Origin of the sequence: Streptomyces sp. RPA4-2, assembly GCF_012273515.2 — a bacterium.
In the GTDB taxonomy this organism is placed as follows: Bacteria; Actinomycetota; Actinomycetes; order Streptomycetales; family Streptomycetaceae; genus Streptomyces; species Streptomyces kaempferi.
This window is the reverse complement of the sequence record NZ_CP050975.2, coordinates 8,983,176-9,001,709: the sequence shown is the minus strand read 5'-3', so window position 1 is coordinate 9,001,709 and position 18,534 is coordinate 8,983,176. Positions and strand designations below refer to the sequence as shown.

Below are 18,534 nucleotides of genomic sequence, written 5' to 3'. Positions count from 1 at the left end.
CCATCCGTGCCGCGCCGGTAGACCCGCAGCAGTGCGACCGGCTGCTGTCCGTCGGCGGGCTTGAGGCGCTGGGCTTTCAGCTCTGTGGTTGTACGCAGGTGCTGAAGATGGTCGGGCACTTCGCAGCGCCGGTACACTGGCGGGCTGCTCTCTGCCGGCTGTGCGTCTGCCGTCGCTGTCGTCGTGTCCGTCATGTCACTCCCCCTCCTATTGGTGGAGTGCACTTGTCTCGCAGGTGCCGTATTCCTGTGCAGAACCGACAGAGAAGCCCACCAGGCCGACAGCTTCTGTCCCTAACCATTGCCAATCGGGACGATCGAGTACTTTTCTTGATCTCAGCTCTGAGGTGCGCCTGATAATGGCTTGATCATGGGGTGGCCCGTGGCCGAGTGACTACGCTGGCCGCTTTCACGCCTCGGAGGTTCGGTTGGTACGGCAAAGTGCGCTCGGGCAGGACTTCCGGCGGTTGTGGGTCGCTTACGCGGTCAGCGCGGCGGGTAGCGCCGTCGGCATGGGGGCCTTGCCGCTGATTGCCCTCCTGGTACTGGATTCCTCGGCCTTTCAGGTCTCTGTGCTCGCTGCGTTGTCCGCGGTGGCCAGCGGGGTGATCGCTCTACCGCTCGGGGTGCGTATCGAGCACCAGTACAAGCGGCCGGTCATGATCACCGCCGATCTGGTCCGTTGCGCGGGACTGGCAAGCGTTCCCGTCGCCATGGCTTTCGACGGACTCACCTTCACTCAACTGTGTGCGGTCGGCGTTCTGCAGACGGCGGCGTCTGTCGCGTTCGACGCGGCGAGTGGGGCGAACCTGAAGGCACTTGTCCTGTCTGAGCACCGCCTTCGTGCCAACAGCCTGTTCGAGACGACCAACTGGATCACCGTCAGCGCCGGCCCGCCCGTCGGCGGGCTGCTGATCGGGGTGCTGGGCGCGGCCGCGACGCTGGTGGTCGACGCGCTGTCCTTCCTCGGGTCGGCCCTTGGGATCCGTCGCATCCGGGAGCCTGAACCCACGCCGCCGAAACGCTCCGCCACCTCTCACCTGGGTCGTGACATTGCTGCCGGTTGGCAGTACCTCCTGCGGCACCCGGGACTGCGGCCGCTGTTCTTCAATGCGCTTCTTTTTGGCGGATCCATCATGATGACGTCACCGCTGATGGCAGTCTTGATGCTGGATGATCTCGGCCTGGCGCCGTGGCAGTACGGACTCGCCTTGGGACTGCCGTGCCTGGGCGGCGTACTGGGCTCGCGCCTGACCCCGCTGCTCACCCGGCGATTCGGACAGCGTCGCGTTCTGCTGCTGTCCGGTGTTGCACGCACGCTCTGGACGATCCTTCTGCCACTGGCGCCCTCCGGTGCCCTCGGCGTGTTCGTCATCGTGGCCGCCGACTTCGGACTGCTCTTCTCAGCCGGGGTCTTCGGCCCGTCGTTCACCACGTACCGCATGGCTGCCACCCCGGACGCGTTCATGTCCCGCGTCGGCACCTCCTGGTCCGTCGGCTCCAAGACATGCCAGGCCGTCTTCATGTTCGCCGGTGGCCTGATCGCCGCCGCAGTGGGGGTGCGTGGCGCTCTGCTCATCGCCGGCCTGCTGTGCATGGCAAGCGCGCTGCTCCTGCCATGGCGAAAGGCACGCATCTCTACCGGGCTTGTCCCAGCGCCTACGACGGAAGCGACTCCGTCCCCGACTACGGATAGTTCCTCCGCTTAGCTGCGCCCCGGCCCTTGCGGCCGGGCGCAGCTGTTTCAGAACGGGGGTTCGTCCGGCCAGGCGGCGCGGACGGGCAGGAGCGGGAGGCGCAGCGTGCGCCGGTCCGTCCAGCAGCCACACGCCTCCATCTCCGGGAACGGGCCCCTGGTCCACCAGCCGCCCGCGCCCCGGCAGTCGGAGAGCAGGAGCGACGGGGCCGTGGGGCCAGCTCGATGCGGTGCCGGTCGGCGTACAGCGCCAGGTCCCCGGCGGCCGTCACCGCGACCGCGGCTGGCGCGGCGGCGGAGCAGCAGGACGGTGATGCGGATGCGTGAAAAATTCCCCAGGGCTGCTCTTCGCCTCAGTTCGTCCGCTGGGCAACTGAGTGGGGATCGAAGAGCGTGCCCTGCCGGTGCTGATGGGGAAAAGCCGTTGCTCCGGAACCTGTTAGGACTGATAGAAGGGGGCATGGACGACGAGATCACTCCCCCGGTCGAGCGGATGCTCGCGGAACGCGCCTGTGAGCGCATCATCGTGGACTTTATCCACCGCCTTGACCTCGGCGACCCGAGTTCGGTGGCCGAGCTGTTCACGCCCGATGGTGTCTGGCACTGGCCTTTCGGGGACCGGCGCATTGAGGGGCGTGAGGCCCTGCGCGCCTACTTCGCCTCCCGCCCTGTGGACAGGCTGTCGCGTCGTCTAATGACGAACCTCTTGGTCACGGTGGAGTCTGAGACGACAGCGCGGGCCGTCTCGTATCTGACGACGTACCGGGTCGACGGCTACGCAGGCGGGATGATCGAGCCCCGGCTCCCGGCGAACGTCGGCCACTACGAGGACATCTTCCGCAAGGTCGACGGCGCCTGGTTCCTCGCCAGCCGCACCGTCTTCCTCCCCTTCGGCGGCGGCACCGAACGGCTCCCCGCCGTGGATGCATCACACGGCTGATGACCCGGCTTTGCAGGGCCCGGCGAACGAAGGTCGCTGGGCCCTGGTGATCGGTGAGTGTCAGCCGGGGTCGGCCGTGTAATAGGTGCGGCTGGGTACCCGCGACCTGCACTTTCGGGTACTGCACTTGCGTTAACCTCGCTGTTTCACTTGAGGTGACGCTGGGGGGTCGATCGAGGCGGTTTGGGGCGGTGGGCATGGTGGGGTCCCGGCGCGTTGGTCGGGTTCTCCAAGGTCTTTCGTGTCGTAGGTGGGCGGGGCGGCTGGTCAGTTGGCGGGGCGGGGTAGGGCGGCCAGGCGGTGGAAGGCGGCGGCGAGTTGGTGTCGCCAGGGCCAGGTTGCTGCGATCCGCAGGTGGAGGCGACGGCCGCCGCGGGTGAGACGGGCAGCGACGTGCAGGATCCGGTAGCGGAGTTTCTTGGGTTCGGCGGTAGCCGGCTCGCCGTCCAGCAGCAGGACGCGGGTCCAGGCCAGAAGGTCGATGGCCGCGAGGCTGAGCTCGAGCCAGGCGGCGTTGACGGAGAACAGGCGGGATGGGAAGCGTCCGAAGCCGGTGGTCTTGCCGCAACGGATGTGGTCCTCGACGGTGGCGTGTCCACGGTGGCGGACCTCCAGGAACTGGGCCGAGCCGCCGCCGGAGTACGGGGTGTCGGTGAGGAAGACCTGGTGCCGCAGGCCCTCGTCACTGTCGAACAAGGAGAGCTGGGCGCCGGGGTGCGGGCGTTCGCGGCGCACGATGATGCGGGTGCCGGCCGGGTATCCGTTCAGGTCGACCATGCCCGTCAGCTCGGCGACCTCGGCGGACTCACGCAGGGTCCCGTCGGCGTCCAGGGCGGGGTGCCAGACCTGTTCGGGCAGGGCGCGGATCGCGCGGCGGACCGGTGCGGTGACCGCGTATCCGACCGAGAAACGCAGGTGAAGGCCGTTGTCACGCAAGGCGCGAAGATGCGTGAGGAACGCCTTCGCGCTGCCCGCGCTGTTGGTGCGGACCAGGATGTCGGTGCCGTGCCGGTGGGTGTCGGGGATCTGCGCGAGGGCCTGGTCGAGCACGGTGATGTGATCGGCGGCAGTGTTGGCTCCGGCGTTGCCAGGCCGCAGCAGCCCGGACATCGCCTCGCCGGTGTTGGCCAGGAAACACAGCAACGGGTGGAACCCGAAGCCGCCTTTGTAGGTGGGTGCGGCCCGGTCTTTCTCGGAGTGGCAGGTGACCAGGGTGGCGTCGAGGTCCAGGACCAGGTCGGGCAGTTCGCGTCCGCCGGTCTTCACCGCGGGTATCGCGGTGCGGGTCTCGGCGGCCTGCAGCCAGGCCACCTCTCGGGCTGCGGCGCGGGCCGACCGCAGGCGGTCCAGTATGCGTTCGTCGACGGCGGCCAGCAGCCTCCAAGCCGTCGGCTTGGAGGCCACCGGGCCGAACACCTCGCGCTGGTCCCGCAGAACGGCCAGATCCGCGATCGCTTCGCCGCCGTCGGCGAGCATCACTGCGAGATCGGTGGCGATCCGGCCTGGGTCATGGCCGGTGCCGCGCGGCCGAAGCGGCCGGAGCACGGTGGTATACGCGGCCGTCAGCCCGGTCGCTTCGGCGAGGTCTGCCAGCAGACGTGCTCCGGCGTGCCCGACCACCCCCGACCCGTCGGTGGACACCACTAGCCGGGGCCGCGAACCGATATCCTTCACGCAGAAAGTGCCTTCCTCTGGCGACGACAGAACCCCTAGACAAGGTCCATCGTCCCAGCTCAGGAAGGCACTTTTGCGTTTCTACCCAACCCTCAGCCGCACCCCAACCGAAACGGCGAGGCTAACGGCCCACCGCACCCCCGGCACGACCGCGGTCCAGCATCCTGCTCCGCGACCACAACCAGCCGCAGTCGGGGGCCACCGTCCCTGCCCAAACGGGCACCGTAGGACCGGCAGCCGGCTTACGACAGGCGCACGGACGGCCAACGCGAGGGGTCTACATCCGCTGCACGTACGCAGCCCGCCATTCCGGCGACAGGTCCGTACCCAGCTCGGTCCAGTACTCCCGCCCACCAACGATCTTTCCGTCCCGAACGGTCCAGAACGACGCCACGCGGTGGACCCCCATGGCGTCGTGCGGGACCTCCACCTCAGAGACCACTGCCGCGCCGTCCGCCACGATCCGCAGCACCCGGATCGACCACCCCTCCGGGTACTCCGCGTTGATGCTCACGAAGTTGTCGCGACCCACGATCCGCTCTCCACTCACGGGCCACTCCACCACCAGGTCATCGGCCAGCAACTCACCTAGGCCGTTTCGTTTGGATCACCGCGCTGACCAGAGGAAGATGCCCGCGATGTGGAGTCCGGCCAGGTAGATGGTCGCGGTCTTCTCGTAGCGGGTGGCGATGCCCCGCCACTGTTTCAAGCGGTTGATGCAGCGTTCGACGGTGTTGCGCTGCTTGTATGCCTCGCGGTCGAAGGCGGGTGGCCTGCCGCCCCGGCTGCCGCGCCGCAGCCGGTGACCGCGTTGATCGGCTGGAACGGGGATGACCGCCCGGATACCGCGCTTGCGCAGGCGCTCGCGGATCGCGCGGGAGGAGTACGCCTTATCGGCCAGGACCACGTCCGGCCTGGTGCGGGGCCGTCCTCGCCGTCGAGGAACGCGAAGGCGGGCCATGACGTGATCGAAGGCGGGTGCGTCACCGGCCTGTCCGGCGGTGAGCACGAAGGCCAGTGGCCGGCATTGGGCATCGGAGGCCAGGTGGATCTTTGTGGTCAGTCCGCCGCGGGACCGGCCGATGGCGTGGTCTGCCGGTTCGCCTGCTGGGGCCCCGTTACCTTGTTCGTGGTCCCGCAATGGGGCTCCCGGCCTTCCGGTTCGGTATGACTTGGGCCCCTTGTCGATCATGGTCGAAAAAGTGGTGTCCCCGAGCCGGGAGGCATTGGCAGACCGCTGATCAGGGGCATGACCGCTCGCCTCGCTCGTCGAGGTGAAGCAGGCCTTCGTAACGTGGATGCTTAAGCACGCTGATGCCGCAGGTGGGGCCGGGGAAGTTCTGTCGGGGAGGGGTTTGTGCACCACGAGAGCGAAATCGACGTCTATCTCGGTCTGGACGTCGGCAAAGGTGAGCATCACGGCACTGCTATCACCCCGGCAGGCAAGAGAGTGTTCGACAAGCCGCTGCCGAACAGTGAAACGCGGCTGCGGGAGCTGTTCACTAAACTGCAGGCCAGACACGGAACAGTACTGGTCGTGGTGGACCAGCCAGCCTCGATCGGTGCTCTGCCGTTGGCCGTTGCCCGTGATTCGGGCTGCCGTGTCGCCTATCTGCCGGGGCTGACGATGCGGCGGATCGCCGACCTGTATCCGGGCGAGTCGAAGACCGACGCGCGTGACGCAGCGATCATCGCGGACGCCGCCCGGACCATGCCGCATACCCTGCGCGAGCTGGCACCGGACGACGAAACGGTCGCCGAGCTGAACATGATCATTGGGTTCGACGACGACCTCGCCGGCGAGGTGACCCGGATCAAGAACCGCATGCGCGGCCTCCTCACCCAGATTCATCCCTCGCTCGAGCGGATTCTGGGGCCCCGTCTGGATCACCCGGCGGTACTGTTCCTGCTGGAACGCTACGGATCGCCCGCCCAGTTGAGGAAAGCCGGCAGGCGCCGGCTGATAACGATGTTGCGGCCCAAAGCACCACGCATGGCCGAACGTCTCGTCGAGGACATCTTCACCGCCCTGGACGAGCAGACCGTCATCGTCCCCGGCACCGACGCCGCAGCCTTGATCATTCCCAGCCTTGCCGGCTCGCTGACCGCGGTACTCGACCAGCGGAAACTCCTGGCCGCCAGGATCGAGGAGCTGCTGGAGGCCCACCCTCTTTCGCAGGTCCTGATCTCGATGCCCGGCATCGGGGTCAGGACCGCCGCCCGCATCCTGGTCGACGTCGGCGACGGCAGTGGCTTCGCAACCGCCGGACACCTCGCCGCTTACGCAGGACTGGCCCCCGCCACCCGCAGATCCGGGTCGTCCATCCGCAGTGAACACCCTTCCAAGCGAGGTAACCGGCAACTCAAACGTGCCTTCTACCTCGCCGCCTTCGCCTCACTGTCACAGCCGGACTCACGCGCCTACTACGACAGGAAACGACGCGAGGGAAAACACCACGTCGCAGCCATCATCTGCCTCGCCCGACGCCGCACCGACGTCCTCTTCGCCATGCTCCGCGACGGCACCTTCTACCAACCACCCACCACAGCAACGGCTTGACGAAAACCATAGGGGCACTTTTTGCGGGCCCCGGCCGCGTGTTGGTGTGCGCGCACGATGGTGGAGTCCACCGAGACAGCCCAGTTGAGGTCGTCGTCGGCGTCGGCCTGTGAGACCAGCGCGGTGAACACCCGCTCCCATGTGCCGTCGATGGCCCACATCCGCAGCCGGTTGTAGACGCCTCGCCAGTTGCCGTACTTCTCCGGGAGGTGGATCCACTGCGATCCCGTCTGGAACTTCCAGGCGATCGCGTCGATCAATTCTCGGTGATCCCGCCACCGGCCACCCCGCCGTGGTTTCCGATCTGGGAGTAACGGCTCGATTCGCGCCCACTGCGCGTCAGTCAACGGCACACACGAACAACGACTGGCGGTGCTGGTTGGAACGGCGCCGCTGTCAGGCGGTCGGCCCAGTGCGGAGTCGCCGTGCGTCCCGCACGAGCGTGTACGAAGCGCTGAGGAAGATCACGGCTCCAGCCACGAGCCAGAGAACCGAGGCCCCAGAGCGGTACTCACGAACGGCAAAAACGAGCAGCATCACGCTCGCAAGGATGCCGAAGGCCGAGATCAGAGCGCTGATGCGGTTAGTCACATGGACATCATCAACGACAACCTCGGCCAGCGGAAGTGATCCAAACGAACCGGCCTAGCCCCTCCCAGTCCCGGGCCTGCATGCGGTCCCACAACGCTTCAACGATCTTCGAAGACTCCATGGCCGCATCCTGACAGGCCCTACTGACAACACTCGGTCCGTGTGCCGGATAGCCGCAGGCGACAGCAACACTGAAACCGTACACCCAACCTGTCATGCCAGCATCAGACACAGGCACTGACCAAGCCCGTGGCTCCTGCGTGATCGTTCTGCGTCGAGAACAGAAATGATCAGGTATGACCACGGGCGCTCTGCATTCGGATGCCGACAACCACCACGACCGTCACCATCGTGACGACAGGTCAGCCCCGTCAGCCGAGTACACCGCTCAAGTTCGAAGACCCGCCAAAACGCCCTGATATCCGTAACCCCGAAACCGCCCGGCGGGCTGTATTCGGGAGTATCCTGAAATTACCGAGGACATTTCGCATAAGAGTTTCTAAGCTCCTGTCGTTCTCGGCGATTCACAACACCGGGCCGGTGTACACCGGCCCGGGGGCAGGTCCGCGTCATGACCGCGACCATTCTGTATACGGCGGCGGTCGAGGAGCGGACCTTTTCGCTGCCGCTGCGTCTCGCGCTCGCCTCAACGGACACCCCTGGTGCTCTTCTGGACGGCGCCTGGTGGCCCCGCTCCCGCGACCTGGCGGCGGAACTTCCTGCGTTGACAGCGGTGCTGGATCCCCTTTGGGGGCGCATCACGCATGTCACGGTGAACCCGACCCTGTGGCCGGTCATCCCACGGAAGGTGCCCGTTGATGGGCATGTGGTGAGCGTCGGCTGGTTCAAGGCCGAGCAAGACCCCCACAAGCTGTTGCTGCTCTCCTACACCGTCGGCCGCTGGGACCTGCTGGTGATTCCGCCGCAGACGGATCGGGCCATCGCCGCCTGGCTGATGACCGCGGCTACCGGTCCGCTGCGCAGCCACATAGCGAGTGATCTGCTGGAGAGGGCCGAATTCCAACGGCTCGTGATAGAAGCCGACCAGGCCCGAGAAGCGGTCTGGGAATCCGAGGGCGGCCATGGCGCCCGTGTGACCGCGCCAGCACGCTCTGCGTGATCCCCGAAACGGCCCCGGTGAAACCGCCGGGGCCGTCCTTTCAGGCGCAACACGTGAGAGTGCGCAACCCACAATCCACGGTACACCTGCAGGTAGTTTCCGACGTGATTCCGTCGGCTGACGCGAAGCATGAGCACATTCTGCTCGGACCTCAAGCACCGACGGCCGGGCCCAGCTGCCGGCAGCGCCCGGCACCTGGCAGAGTGCTTGCTATTCCGCATTACCGCGCCACTGCCCCTGGACACGGAACCAGAGTCCAGGAGCGTAGATCGATTCGACGACAGCGGCTTCGCCTTTGGTCACCCTGAGGATCCGCAATGCGCCGCTCGGAAGCAGGTCGTACTCGTACGTGGCAGGCGACTCACCTTCGGTGATGTCGTCGTAGGAGATATCTGCAGCCGCCAGCTCCGTGTATTCCTTGGGGGGCCGGTTCTCCACCAGCTTGATGAACACGCTCATACCTTGACGATAGATCCCTCGCGGTTTTCTCGCGTGACATGCCAGAGTCACCGCCAACGGCCGCACCACCAGTCGGGCGGTATCGGCTCATTCAAGGTGGTCGGCGGCACCCTCGCGCCACTCGAATCAGGAAGAGGGTCGCGTCGTCGCTGATGATCCCGCCCCGCTCCTGGATCAGGGTGCGGGAGAGAGAGCGCACCACCGCCCGAACCCCTTCCTCGGCGTGCTCGATGCGGTTGACCCAGGCGATGAGTAGCTCCTCGCCGAACTGGAGGCGTTGCGGCTGGTCCGGGAGCGCACGAAGGTTCCCGTGCCGGAGGTCGACTTCGTCGATCGGTCCCATGAGGTGTGCGACGCCGACTACTTCTTCATGACGCACGTGGACGCGGACAACCTCAACACCGTCAGCGACACCCTGGCCAAGGCGGAGAGCGACGCGTACGCCGAAGGGCTCGGCGCGATCACCCGCGAACTCAACACCATCGTCGGCGCCGCTTTCGGCTCGCTGACCGGGCCGGGCGACAGTACGTGGCGCGCGGCCTTCCTGCGGATGGTCGAGGAGCTGCTGGGAGACGGCGAGCGACGCGGCGTCGTCCTCCCGCACGGCTACGACGTGATCCGCGACGCCGCAGCCGCTCATGCGGATTCGCTCGACGAGGTGACCGAGCCCCGGTTCGTCGAGTGGGACCTGTGGCCCGGCAACTGCATGGTGCGCGACGGTCGGATAGTGGCGATCATCGACCACGAGCGGGCGTTCTACGGTGATCCGCTGATGGAGTTCGGCTTCGCAGGAAGTGAATCGAGCGCTTACGGGAACGCCACGGCTTTCACTCGCGGCTACGGCCACCGGCCGTTCACCGCCGCCGAGCGGACCCGCCGGCGGCTGTACAACCTTCACCTCGCTCTGATCCAGATCATCGAGACGAACTTCCGGGCACACACCAACACCGAGCAGTATGAGTGGGCGTGCGCGCAGCTACGGGAGACCGTGGCCCTGCTTGGCAGGTATGCCGGAGACTGCTCCTCGACGCCGCACGCCCACACCGCACAAGAACCCTTCGGAACCCGCACAACGAGCTGCCATCACCTACGTGTCGGTTCGTCCGACGAGCAGCAACGCGACGGCGGGCCGGTCCCGCCAGCCTGCGAGGGAAAGCGGTCCGATCCGGCGGGCACCGCCCGCCCGAAGCGCGGAGGCAGGCCGCCGCCGACGCGCAGCTACACCCGCAGGCGCCCCGAATTCCCCGGAGAGGTTTCGTTCCCGCCCCGACCGCCATTACCAGCGAGGGGCGGGAACGAGAGTGCTGAAGGGGATGTCTGACCCCACACCAAGCCCGCGCACACGGCCTGAACAGCCGTTTCCCTCCACCCGGACGGAAGCCGTTGAGGGGCGCCTTACGAGCTCGCGCACGGTAGGCGGTGAGGCATCGGGTTTTCGATCGTTGATCATGGTCGTGTGGTGGGGAACGTATCTCGTGCAGCAATCATCAACGACCGGAGGATCACAGGTCCTTCGGCCGATTTGGTCGCTGAACTCGTCGCCGAAGTAGGTCCGTTGTGGCATGAACGGCACCAGGCCAGGCTCCTGCCCAGGCCAAGGAAGCGGGCTGTGGGCGCCGGTGCCGCGCTGTCTGCCGAAGCACTCAGGTTCGTAGCCCCCAGCAAGGTGGCCGGGGGTGTCGTACGCGGATTGGGCAGCCGGGGGCCGGGCGGCCGGGCTCAGTGTTTGTGTAGGCGTTCGAATCCCCGCGCGCCGGACCTCGACGCAGCTATCGAACGGTAACGTCCTCCAGCAACTCCGCGACCGTGAACCGGGATCCATAGGACTGCCGGGCGCCGTCGATGACCAGGAGGAAGCCGTCGCCGTCCCGGAACAACCTGCGGCGCTTGGGACTCAGAGGATGATCTGGCCTATAGCGCCTGGCACGCATCTCCAGCTCCACCAGCGCCTCGTCGCGCGTTCCATTCACATACGTCAGCACGTGGGCCTCGGAGTGCTTGCCCTCTCCCGCGCCCACAGTCGTCTCGACGATCAGTCCCCACGTTGTCATGCATCCCCTCCCGTTCGGATCAACGTACGCCACAGAGGCCCAACAGGTCAGAACGCGCCGGGAAAGGGCACACGAAGCCCTGAGGCACGAGACCGAAGGTGACATCAAAGCCCACTGACATTGATCTTGCCAACAGCCTCGAAACGGTTCCCGAAGTCACCTCAAAAACGACCCCTTGGGAACTGACACAGCCCCGCTCCGTCTCCTTCTCTTCCTGCCCCCGCGGCAAGCCTGCCGCGGGCAGCGAGCACGGAGACCGCTACCGTCGCGTAATCAGACCAGCCGGCGCCCGATCCCCCGAGGCGCTCCCGCACTCCTCCCCTTCCCGTCCATTCTCTTTTCCCAGCCACAGCGCGAGGGTGGTACGCAGAGGCGGATGTCCCGCTGCCGTTCAGGGCACGTACTCGATCAACCGGTCGACCAGCTCGACCGGGCGCGACAGCGCAACCAGGTGACCGCCGGGAACCTGGTCGATACCTCGCAGCCCTTGGGCTCAACTGGGACTGGGGACACCGGGATTGTGGGGCGGGGAGGCCGTGCGCGGCGGAGGGGGCAGAATGCCGCGCACGGCGGGGGCGCCCTGTGCTGTGCGGGCGGAGGGGCACCCGCCAGCATCATGGCACCGGCCATGAGGCCGTGCCGCGTTGAACAGGGCATCGGTGTGACAGCCGGCTTCAGGAGGGCTGGTCGTTGTTGAGGTGGATGAAGTCGGGGCGGCAGTCACGGACCGCTTCGTTCAGGGTCCAGACCGCCGCCTGCGCCTGCTTCGGGTCGTGGCCCTGCTCGATGGCTCCCAGCGCCTCGGCTGCTGCCACCCGCACCAGTTGCGGCAGCCCCTCACGGGCTGCGAACCGGTACTCGACGAAGCGCCTGAGCTCGCGCTCGGCCGGCTTCACCCCGCCGGGCCGCAGCGGGAACACCGCCCCCTCGTACAGGGCGACCGCGTGCAGGACCATGAGCGCGGCGGCCTCCCCCTCCGCATCACCCTTCGTGAGGCTGCCCAGCGTCTCCCGCATGTGCAGGCTGCACAGCAAGAACGCGGTCCTCACGATCAGAAGGAACACGCACACGCCCACGATGAGCCCGGCACCCACACCCCACCACGCATCCAGCAGGAAACCGGCACCCGCCCCCAGCGCTGCCACGCACACACCAAGCAACCCGCCCGCCGTGCACAGGAGCGAGTCGGGTGGGAAGGGGACCTTCATGTCCAGGCTTATCCCCGCTGGCCGTGACGCGACGGCCGATCACCGCGTTGGAACAGCAGCGCCAGATTCGTCCCCCTGCCGAGCGGCGCGTGAGCCGGGCCCCGGGCCGACCCCGGGGCCCGGCTCACCACAGGCGGAACCCGACGGGCTCTGGGCTCGACGTCGGTGAACTCCACGCCCAAGCCCTGCACGCCACGGCCGCCGCCGGTGCCTCCACTCTGGCGGTCCTGGTCGCCGTCGTGCACGGACCGTTGCTGCTTGTCCCGTCGGCCGTCACAGCGGTGTTGGGAGCTCGTCGCGGGGTTAGGTGTCCTGGCGGCCGAAGAGGGCTTTGAACAGCCCGGTGGGCGGCCGCGCCGCTTCGGTGATGCGGCAGGCCTCGCAGGTACGGCCGTCCGGCGGCGGGGCAGAAGGGTCCTCACCGCCAAGCCTCTCGAGTAGGCCACCGCAGCTCTCGCAGGGCGGGGACGGCGGGAGCGCGGGGTCGGGCTGCGCGGGAATGTGCCGCTGGGACCAGTCCCCGGCGGCAGCCGATCCATTCTTCCGCTCCCGGGCTTCCTGTTCTTTCCGGGCTGCGTTGTTCGTCCCCGAGGGTGAGGCCGGGGGGCAGGTGGTCCGCGTCGAGGCCCTGGCCGCCCAGCACCGTGGCGTTGCGTTCGTCCCGGTCCTGCTTGCCGGGGCACCCGCGCGCGCCACCTGGCAAGCCCCGGCGCGGGACCTCCCCTGGCGCGCGCACGGAGAAGCGCCGTCTCAGACCCAGGGCCCGGCCATCCCGTGCCGGGCCCGACAAGCTCCCCAGGATGCTGTCCGACACCCTGCGGCTGGTTCTTGGCCAGGAGGGTCTTCGGATTGAGGTCCTCGAGGTGGGGCGGGGCGCCACCCGGTGGGTGGCGCCCCGCGGGGTTCAGCCGACGTTGAGGGTCAAGGCTGCGGTGTGGAGCTTGCCGCCGGTCTGGAACTGCAGGAACAGCCGCCAGTTCCCCGAGGTCGGAAGCTCCGCGTTGAAGGACAGTTCCGGTCCGCCGAGGTCGCCGTTGACCTTGGTGGTCGGGTGCAGGTGCGCGAACGCCGTGTCGCCCTCGTGGAAGGCCGTCAGGTGCGCATAGGTGTCGAGGTAAGGCTGGAGATCGGTGACGGGCTTGCCGTCCTTGGTGACGGTGACCGTCATCGGACGCGCCATCCCTGCCATCGGCTCGCCCTTGACGGTGACCGTGTAGCCGTCGACCTCGGCGGTCTTGGCGGCGGCCGGAAGCGGCGTCTTCGTCTCCGGGCCCAGCACGGAGACGGTGCGGGACAGAACGAACGCTGTGCCCTTGCCTGCTCCGCTGTCGGGAGTGAAGGAGGCGAACATGCGCCACGCGCCGGGCGCGAGCGTGTCCAGGTCGGCCGTCCACGTGCCGTCGGCGGCCATGATCGGGTGGATGTGCTGGAAGCCGGTCAGGTCGGAGCGGATGGCGTAGAAGTGCATCCGCTTGGTCTGGTCGACCGCGAAGTCGGTGGCGGGCTTTCCGTCCGGGCCGTTCACCGTGAACCGGTAGGCGGCCTGCTTTCCGGCCGCCAGGGTCGTGTCCTTGCTGGTGAGGCGGTATCCGTCCTTGTTGTCGGACAGGCCGTTGCCGTCAGCCATGTGGTCCATGCCGGGCATGTCACCCATGGAGGGCGTCGCCTTCGCCGAAGCGGACGCGGACGACTTGGCGCCGTGGTCCATGCCCGGCATCGAGGAGGAACCGTCGTTGGAGGAGCCGCAGGCAGTCAGCGCCAGCGCGAGAGCGGCTGCGGTACCGGCCACCGCGAGGGCACGACGGCGCACAGCGGGACGGGTGGAAGCGAACATGGTGGTGGTCTTTCCGGGTGGGCGCACCACGCCGGGCGGGCGCGCGGAGGTGAGCAGGACACGTGCCGGGCCCCGGCGATCGGGGTTCCGGCGGGGTCCTGTCAGGTCCGCGCGATACACACCTGGAGCAGCAGACTTCGCCCGCCTGGTGGCGGTAGGCCCCTGCGCCCCGTACGACCCGGGGCCAGGGGGCGGCCCGCCAGGAACAGGGCCGCGAGGACCGCGACGACGGCCAGCAGACCGGGTGCCGTCAGTGGGGCTTCGTCGCGGGCGGGCGTCGAGACACACGTCGACCCGCTCATCGCCGCCGATCCTGACGCCTGCTGCCCGCCGGGATGTGCCATGGGCGCCGTCACGGACTGCAACGCGGCGGGGTCTTCGTGCATCCCGGCGGGCGCGGACATCGCACCGTGGCAGCCCTCTGCGGCGGTGGCCGGTGCGCCGTGCATGAGGAACAGGCCGAGCAGGACCGCGCACAGCGCCAGGAGCCGGGCGATCCCCCGCCTGCGCGCCTGTCCGCTGCCTGCTATCACTGCTTGCCTTCCCCACGTCATCGAACCCGGCCGAAGCGTCGCTACATTGCCTCGACCATACCCCGGCCCGGTACCCGACGCCCGGTGCATCAAGCCGTCGCGGCCACCGTCGCCTTCCCTTCCGGCATCCTCCCGCGTGGTGGGCCAGGGCGGCGTGCGGGTCACCGCCGTGGGTGGTGTGGTCGGGTGCACGGCGGCGGCGGTCAGCCGCGGTACGGCGTGGATCAGGGCGTGCTCGGCTGCGACGGCCAGGGCGTGGGCCTGGACCACGGTGAGGTCGGGGTCGACGACGATGTCGGCCTCGGCGCGCAGGGTGTGGCCGATCCACCGCATCCGGACCTGCCCGACGCCGCGGACGCCGTCCACCGCGTGCAGCGCATCTTCGGCGGTGTCGACCAGGGCGGGGTCGACGGAGTCCATCAGGCGGCGGTAGACCTCGCGGGCGGCATCGCGCAGCACCATGAGGATCGCGGCAGTGATGAGCAGGCCGACGATCGGGTCGGCGGCCCGCCAGCCCAGCGCGGCGGCGACCGCCCACAGGTGGGTGATGTCGCAGCCCGGCCGCAATCACACTGCTGAGCACCATGAAAACACCGGCGCGCGCTGCGGCGCCGGGCACGGTATGCGGGGCAGCGGTGAAAGGGAGCATGTCCGCCCCGGTATCGCCCAGTCGGGGCGGTCGTGACCTGGGTCCGGCAAAGGCCCCGAACGTGCCGGCGGTCGCGGGGTGGTCAGTCTTCGAGTTCGTGCCGGACGCGGCGCGAGGGGGTGAAGGTGTAGAGGTCGAGGATGTCGGGCGGCTCGGCAAGACCGGGGCCGCCGTCCTTGACCCAGGCGGTGATGTCGGCGGCGGCGCCGGAGTCGTTGACCTGGCCGAGCCAGACGGGCCGCCCGCCGGCCTGGCGGCCTTCGGCGGAGGGCTGGATGACGATGACGTTGGCGCGCTCACAGGCGTCCAGGCAGTCGGTACGCCGCACCATCGCCACTCCGGCCAGCAGGGTGCGCAAGTCGATGAGTTGCGCTTCGTGGTCCAAGCGCGGGACCTTGGCGGCGGTTCCACAGCAGCAGCCACGGCAGACGGTGACCGTGGGCCGTACCGCCCCCGAGGCGGGGGCGGCCTTCTTGCTGCGGCGGCTCACCGGTCGCCCCCGGCGGGGTGCCGCGGCCCGGTTCCATGCGGTGTCCCGCAGCAGCCGCAGCCCGTTGAGACCGACGATCACGGTCGATCCCTCGTGGCCCAGGACGCCGAGGGGCAGCGGCAAGTGCCCAGCCAGGTCCCAGATGACCAGACCCGAGATGAACACCGCCGCGATCACCAGGTTCTGCACCACCAGGCGTCGGGCGGCCCTCGATAGGCCCACGACGGTGGGAACGGTGGCGAGTTCGTCGCGGACGATCACCGCGTCGGCCGTCTCCAGGGCCAGATCGGATCCGGCCCGCCCCATCGCGATGCCGGTATGAGCAGCGGCCAGCGCGGGGGCGTCGTTGACGCCGTCTCCGACCACCAGCACCCTGCGCCCGGCCTTCTCCTGCTCCTGGACGGCGGTGGCCTTGTCCTGGGGCAGCAGTCCGGCGCGGACGTCGCTGATGCCGACCTCATTGGCCAGCAGAGCAGCGGCGCGCGGGTTGTCGCCGGTCAGCAGCATCGGCGTGCTGCCGGTCAGCGCAGCCAGGGTGGCAACGGTAGCGGCGGCGGCGGGGCGCAGCCGGTCGGCGATGCCCAGGACGCCCACGGCTACGCCGTCACGCTGGACGAGAACGGCCGTGCGACCCTCGCACTCCATGCTTTCGGCGATCGCCGCGGCTTCGACGGCAGCCGCGTCGGTGCCCTCCAGGAGGCGTGCGGGGGCTCCGACCGCGATCGCGTGGCCGTCGATGGTGGCGGCAACTCCGCTCCCGGGGACCGAAGTGAAGTCCCGCATGGCCGGGATCACCAGGCCGCGGGTGCGTGCCGCTTCGACGACGGCGCGGGCCAGCGGGTGCTCGCTGGGATGCTCCGCCCCCGCCGCCAACGTCAGCAGGGCGTCCTCGTCCAGGCCGGAGCCGGCCAGCGGCCGGACGTCGGTCACCCTCGGAGTGCCCTCGGTCAGGGTGCCGGTCTTGTCCAGGGCGACCACGTCGATCTGACCGAGGCGCTCCATCACGACGGCGGACTTGACCAACACGCCGTGGCGGCCCGCGTTCGCGATCGCGGAGAGCAGCGGCGGCATGGTGGCCAGCACCACCGCGCACGGCGAGGCGACGATCATGAAGGTCATGGCCCGCAGCAGCGAACCGGTGAGATCCGCGCCGAAGCCCAGCGGCACCAGGAAGACCGCCAGGGTCGCGACGACCATGCCCAGGCTGTAACGCTGCTCGACCTTCTCGATGAACAGCTGGGTCGGCGCCTTGGTTTGTGAGGCTTCCTCGACCATCGCCACAATCCGGGCGATCACCGAGTCGGAGGCATCCCGCTCCACCTTCACCCGCAGCGCCCCGGTGCCGTTGAGTGTGCCGGCGAAGACCTCGTCCCCGGCCTCCTTCGTCACCGGCAGGGGCTCGCCGGTGATGGTGGCCTGGTCGACCTCGCTGGCCCCCTGAAGGATGCGGCCATCGGCCCCGACCCGCTCGCCGGGACGGATCAGGACGGTGTCGCCGACAGCGAGGTCCTCGGTGGCCACTGTCTCCTCGCTCCCGTCGTCGGCCAGACGGGTGGCGGTGGTGGGGGCGAGGTCGAGCAGGCCGCGGACCGCGTCCTGGGTACGAGCGGTGGCCAGCGCCTCCAGCGCGCCGGAGGTCGCGAAAATGACGATCAGCAGGGCACCGTCCATCACCTGCCCGATCGCCGCCGCACCGAGCGCGGCCACGATCATCAGCAGATCCACATCCAGGGTCTTCTCCCGCAACGCCTGCAGGCCGGCACAGGCCGGCTCCCAGCCGCCCGTGACATAGGCCGCCGCGTACAAGGGCCCCCAGGCCCAGGGCGGGGCGCCGGTCAGCTGGAGCGGCAGCGCGATCAGGAACAGCCCCAGCGCAGCCCCGGCCCACCGCGCCTCGGCCAGCGCCAATACGCGCGTACCGCGGCGCGGCACCGCCGCCGGAGCAGCCGACGGCGTCCGTTCGGGGCGCTGGATGAGAGCGGAAGGCATGACAAAACGACCCTTCACGGGCGGAGGACAGCAACACATCCACCGTACAGGATCATATGAACAGGTCTTCATGTGTCACCAGTATGATGGCGTCATGGGTCACGGAGCCGATGCCAAGAACACCGCCACCACCCGCGAGCGACTCGACGCCGTGGGCGCGACCGATGTCGCGGCGACCCTCCAGGCCCTGGCCACCCCCTCCCGGCTGCGGATCCTCGCCCGGCTCCAGGAAGGCCCCTGCGCGGTCGGCGACCTCGCCGAAGCCGTCGACATGGAAGCCTCCGCCTGCTCCCACCAATTGCGCCTGCTGCGCAACCTCGGCCTGGTCACCGGCGAACGCAACGGCCGCTCGATCGTCTACGCCCTCTACGACCACCACGTCGCCGAACTCCTCGACCAGGCCCTCTTCCACGTAGAGCACCTCCGCTTCGGCCTGCGAGACACCCCCGAACCCGCCGCCGCAGCGACGGGAACGGTGTAGTCGACCCTGGCGCCCGGGTCGGCCGCCGGGAGGTCAGCGGCAGAGGGTCTGGATGTCGCTCCGCAAGCGGCCGGGCAAGTCGCCCTCCTCGTAGCCGGGCTGGTGACCGCCTGCCAGGAGGGACGGCGGGAGATTACGGCCATCGCCGCCCCTGCCATCTGCGGCGACGGGTGGATGAGGTCCCGAACGGCCGCTCTACGCGACGGATCCCGGGCCGGTGAGCCGGGAGAACGCATGCCGGCAGTTCGTGTGCCTTCTGC

At 68.6% G+C, this 18,534-nt stretch carries 14 protein-coding genes and 4 pseudogenes; 6 read left to right on the top strand and 12 right to left on the bottom strand.

The annotated features are described in order from the left end of the window. Positions 1-427: 427 nt before the first annotated feature. Positions 428-1,708 carry an MFS transporter gene (locus HEP85_RS39640; RefSeq protein WP_168532150.1) on the top strand — a complete coding sequence of 427 codons (1,281 nt, stop codon included), beginning with the start codon at positions 428-430 and terminating at the stop codon, positions 1,706-1,708. Between the two features lie 35 nt (positions 1,709-1,743). Here the strand turns inward: HEP85_RS39640 and HEP85_RS39635 are convergent. Beyond that, positions 1,744-1,967: pseudogene (locus HEP85_RS39635) on the bottom strand (hypothetical protein). 188 nt (positions 1,968-2,155) lie between these two features. Here HEP85_RS39635 and HEP85_RS39630 point away from each other — a divergent pair. Then, positions 2,156-2,635: a nuclear transport factor 2 family protein gene (locus HEP85_RS39630; protein WP_168532149.1), complete on the top strand. Its 480-nt coding sequence runs from the start codon at positions 2,156-2,158 to the stop codon at positions 2,633-2,635. Positions 2,636-2,902: 267 nt separating this feature from the next. Here the strand turns inward: HEP85_RS39630 and HEP85_RS39625 are convergent, their stop codons facing one another. The 3 genes and pseudogenes from HEP85_RS39625 to HEP85_RS39615 form a co-directional block, all read right to left on the bottom strand. Beyond that, entirely contained in the window at positions 2,903-4,309 is a 1,407-nt protein-coding gene (locus tag HEP85_RS39625) for an IS1380 family transposase (RefSeq protein ID WP_168532148.1), read from the bottom strand. A 277-nt stretch (positions 4,310-4,586) separates the two neighbouring features. Continuing rightward, positions 4,587-4,892, bottom strand: coding sequence for a nuclear transport factor 2 family protein (locus HEP85_RS39620; RefSeq protein ID WP_168532147.1), 306 nt, complete (start codon positions 4,890-4,892; stop codon positions 4,587-4,589). 24 nt (positions 4,893-4,916) lie between these two features. Then, positions 4,917-5,411 (bottom strand): annotated as a pseudogene (locus HEP85_RS39615) (IS5 family transposase); the annotation flags it as partial. Between the two features lie 255 nt (positions 5,412-5,666). Between HEP85_RS39615 and HEP85_RS39610 the strand changes: the two are divergent. Further along, a complete protein-coding gene (locus HEP85_RS39610; RefSeq protein ID WP_168532146.1) occupies positions 5,667-6,869 on the top strand; it encodes an IS110 family transposase in 1,203 nt (400 codons plus the stop codon). Here the strand turns inward: HEP85_RS39610 and HEP85_RS39605 are convergent. Both HEP85_RS39605 and HEP85_RS39600 read right to left on the bottom strand, forming a co-directional pair. Then, on the bottom strand, positions 6,839-7,222 hold the full coding sequence (locus tag HEP85_RS39605; protein ID WP_248002312.1) for an IS5 family transposase: 384 nt from the start codon (positions 7,220-7,222) through the stop codon (positions 6,839-6,841). The two genes, HEP85_RS39610 and HEP85_RS39605, sit on opposite strands and share 31 nt — an antisense overlap. A gap of 43 nt (positions 7,223-7,265) precedes the next feature. Then, a complete protein-coding gene (locus tag HEP85_RS39600) occupies positions 7,266-7,460 on the bottom strand; it encodes a hypothetical protein (protein WP_168532144.1) in 195 nt (64 codons plus the stop codon). A gap of 571 nt (positions 7,461-8,031) precedes the next feature. On the opposite strand from HEP85_RS39600, the gene HEP85_RS39595 reads away from it, so the two are divergent. Continuing rightward, a complete protein-coding gene (locus tag HEP85_RS39595) occupies positions 8,032-8,580 on the top strand; it encodes a DUF5994 family protein (protein ID WP_168532143.1) in 549 nt (182 codons plus the stop codon). Positions 8,581-8,790: 210 nt separating this feature from the next. Here HEP85_RS39595 and HEP85_RS39590 read toward each other — a convergent pair whose 3' ends face one another. Further along, positions 8,791-9,039 (bottom strand): hypothetical protein, encoded by a 249-nt coding sequence (locus HEP85_RS39590; RefSeq protein ID WP_248002311.1) that lies wholly within the window; start codon positions 9,037-9,039, stop codon positions 8,791-8,793. Between the two features lie 310 nt (positions 9,040-9,349). On the opposite strand from HEP85_RS39590, the gene HEP85_RS39585 reads away from it, so the two are divergent. Next, positions 9,350-10,360: a phosphotransferase family protein gene (locus HEP85_RS39585; RefSeq protein ID WP_248002310.1), complete on the top strand. Its 1,011-nt coding sequence runs from the start codon at positions 9,350-9,352 to the stop codon at positions 10,358-10,360. A gap of 448 nt (positions 10,361-10,808) precedes the next feature. Here HEP85_RS39585 and HEP85_RS39580 read toward each other — a convergent pair whose 3' ends face one another. The 5 genes and pseudogenes from HEP85_RS39580 to HEP85_RS39560 all read right to left on the bottom strand — a co-directional run. Further along, positions 10,809-11,090 carry a hypothetical protein gene (locus HEP85_RS39580; RefSeq protein ID WP_248002309.1) on the bottom strand — a complete coding sequence of 94 codons (282 nt, stop codon included), beginning with the start codon at positions 11,088-11,090 and terminating at the stop codon, positions 10,809-10,811. Between the two features lie 674 nt (positions 11,091-11,764). Beyond that, a complete protein-coding gene (locus tag HEP85_RS39575; protein WP_168532142.1) occupies positions 11,765-12,235 on the bottom strand; it encodes a hypothetical protein in 471 nt (156 codons plus the stop codon). Positions 12,236-13,202: 967 nt separating this feature from the next. Then, positions 13,203-14,132: a hypothetical protein gene (locus HEP85_RS39570; RefSeq protein ID WP_168534532.1), complete on the bottom strand. Its 930-nt coding sequence runs from the start codon at positions 14,130-14,132 to the stop codon at positions 13,203-13,205. Positions 14,133-14,801: 669 nt separating this feature from the next. Then, positions 14,802-15,190: pseudogene (locus HEP85_RS39565) on the bottom strand (cation diffusion facilitator family transporter); the annotation flags it as partial. A gap of 635 nt (positions 15,191-15,825) precedes the next feature. Continuing rightward, positions 15,826-17,793: pseudogene (locus HEP85_RS39560) on the bottom strand (heavy metal translocating P-type ATPase); the annotation flags it as partial. Positions 17,794-17,887: 94 nt separating this feature from the next. Between HEP85_RS39560 and HEP85_RS39555 the strand changes: the two are divergent. Next, positions 17,888-18,274: a metalloregulator ArsR/SmtB family transcription factor gene (locus tag HEP85_RS39555; protein WP_168532140.1), complete on the top strand. Its 387-nt coding sequence runs from the start codon at positions 17,888-17,890 to the stop codon at positions 18,272-18,274. The last annotated feature ends 260 nt before the right edge of the window (positions 18,275-18,534 follow it).

What these genes read in the sequence shown, in the direction of transcription:
- HEP85_RS39630 (WP_168532149.1), top strand. Translation starts at nt 2,156, where the DNA reads ATGGACGACGAGATCACTCCCCCGGTCGAGCGGATGCTCGCGGAACGC.
- HEP85_RS39595 (WP_168532143.1), top strand. Translation starts at nt 8,032, where the DNA reads ATGACCGCGACCATTCTGTATACGGCGGCGGTCGAGGAGCGGACCTTT.
- HEP85_RS39590 (WP_248002311.1), bottom strand. Translation starts at nt 9,039, where the DNA reads ATGAGCGTGTTCATCAAGCTGGTGGAGAACCGGCCCCCCAAGGAATAC.
- HEP85_RS39580 (WP_248002309.1), bottom strand. Translation starts at nt 11,090, where the DNA reads ATGACAACGTGGGGACTGATCGTCGAGACGACTGTGGGCGCGGGAGAG.
- HEP85_RS39570 (WP_168534532.1), bottom strand. Translation starts at nt 14,132, where the DNA reads ATGTTCGCTTCCACCCGTCCCGCTGTGCGCCGTCGTGCCCTCGCGGTG.
- HEP85_RS39555 (WP_168532140.1), top strand. Translation starts at nt 17,888, where the DNA reads ATGGGTCACGGAGCCGATGCCAAGAACACCGCCACCACCCGCGAGCGA.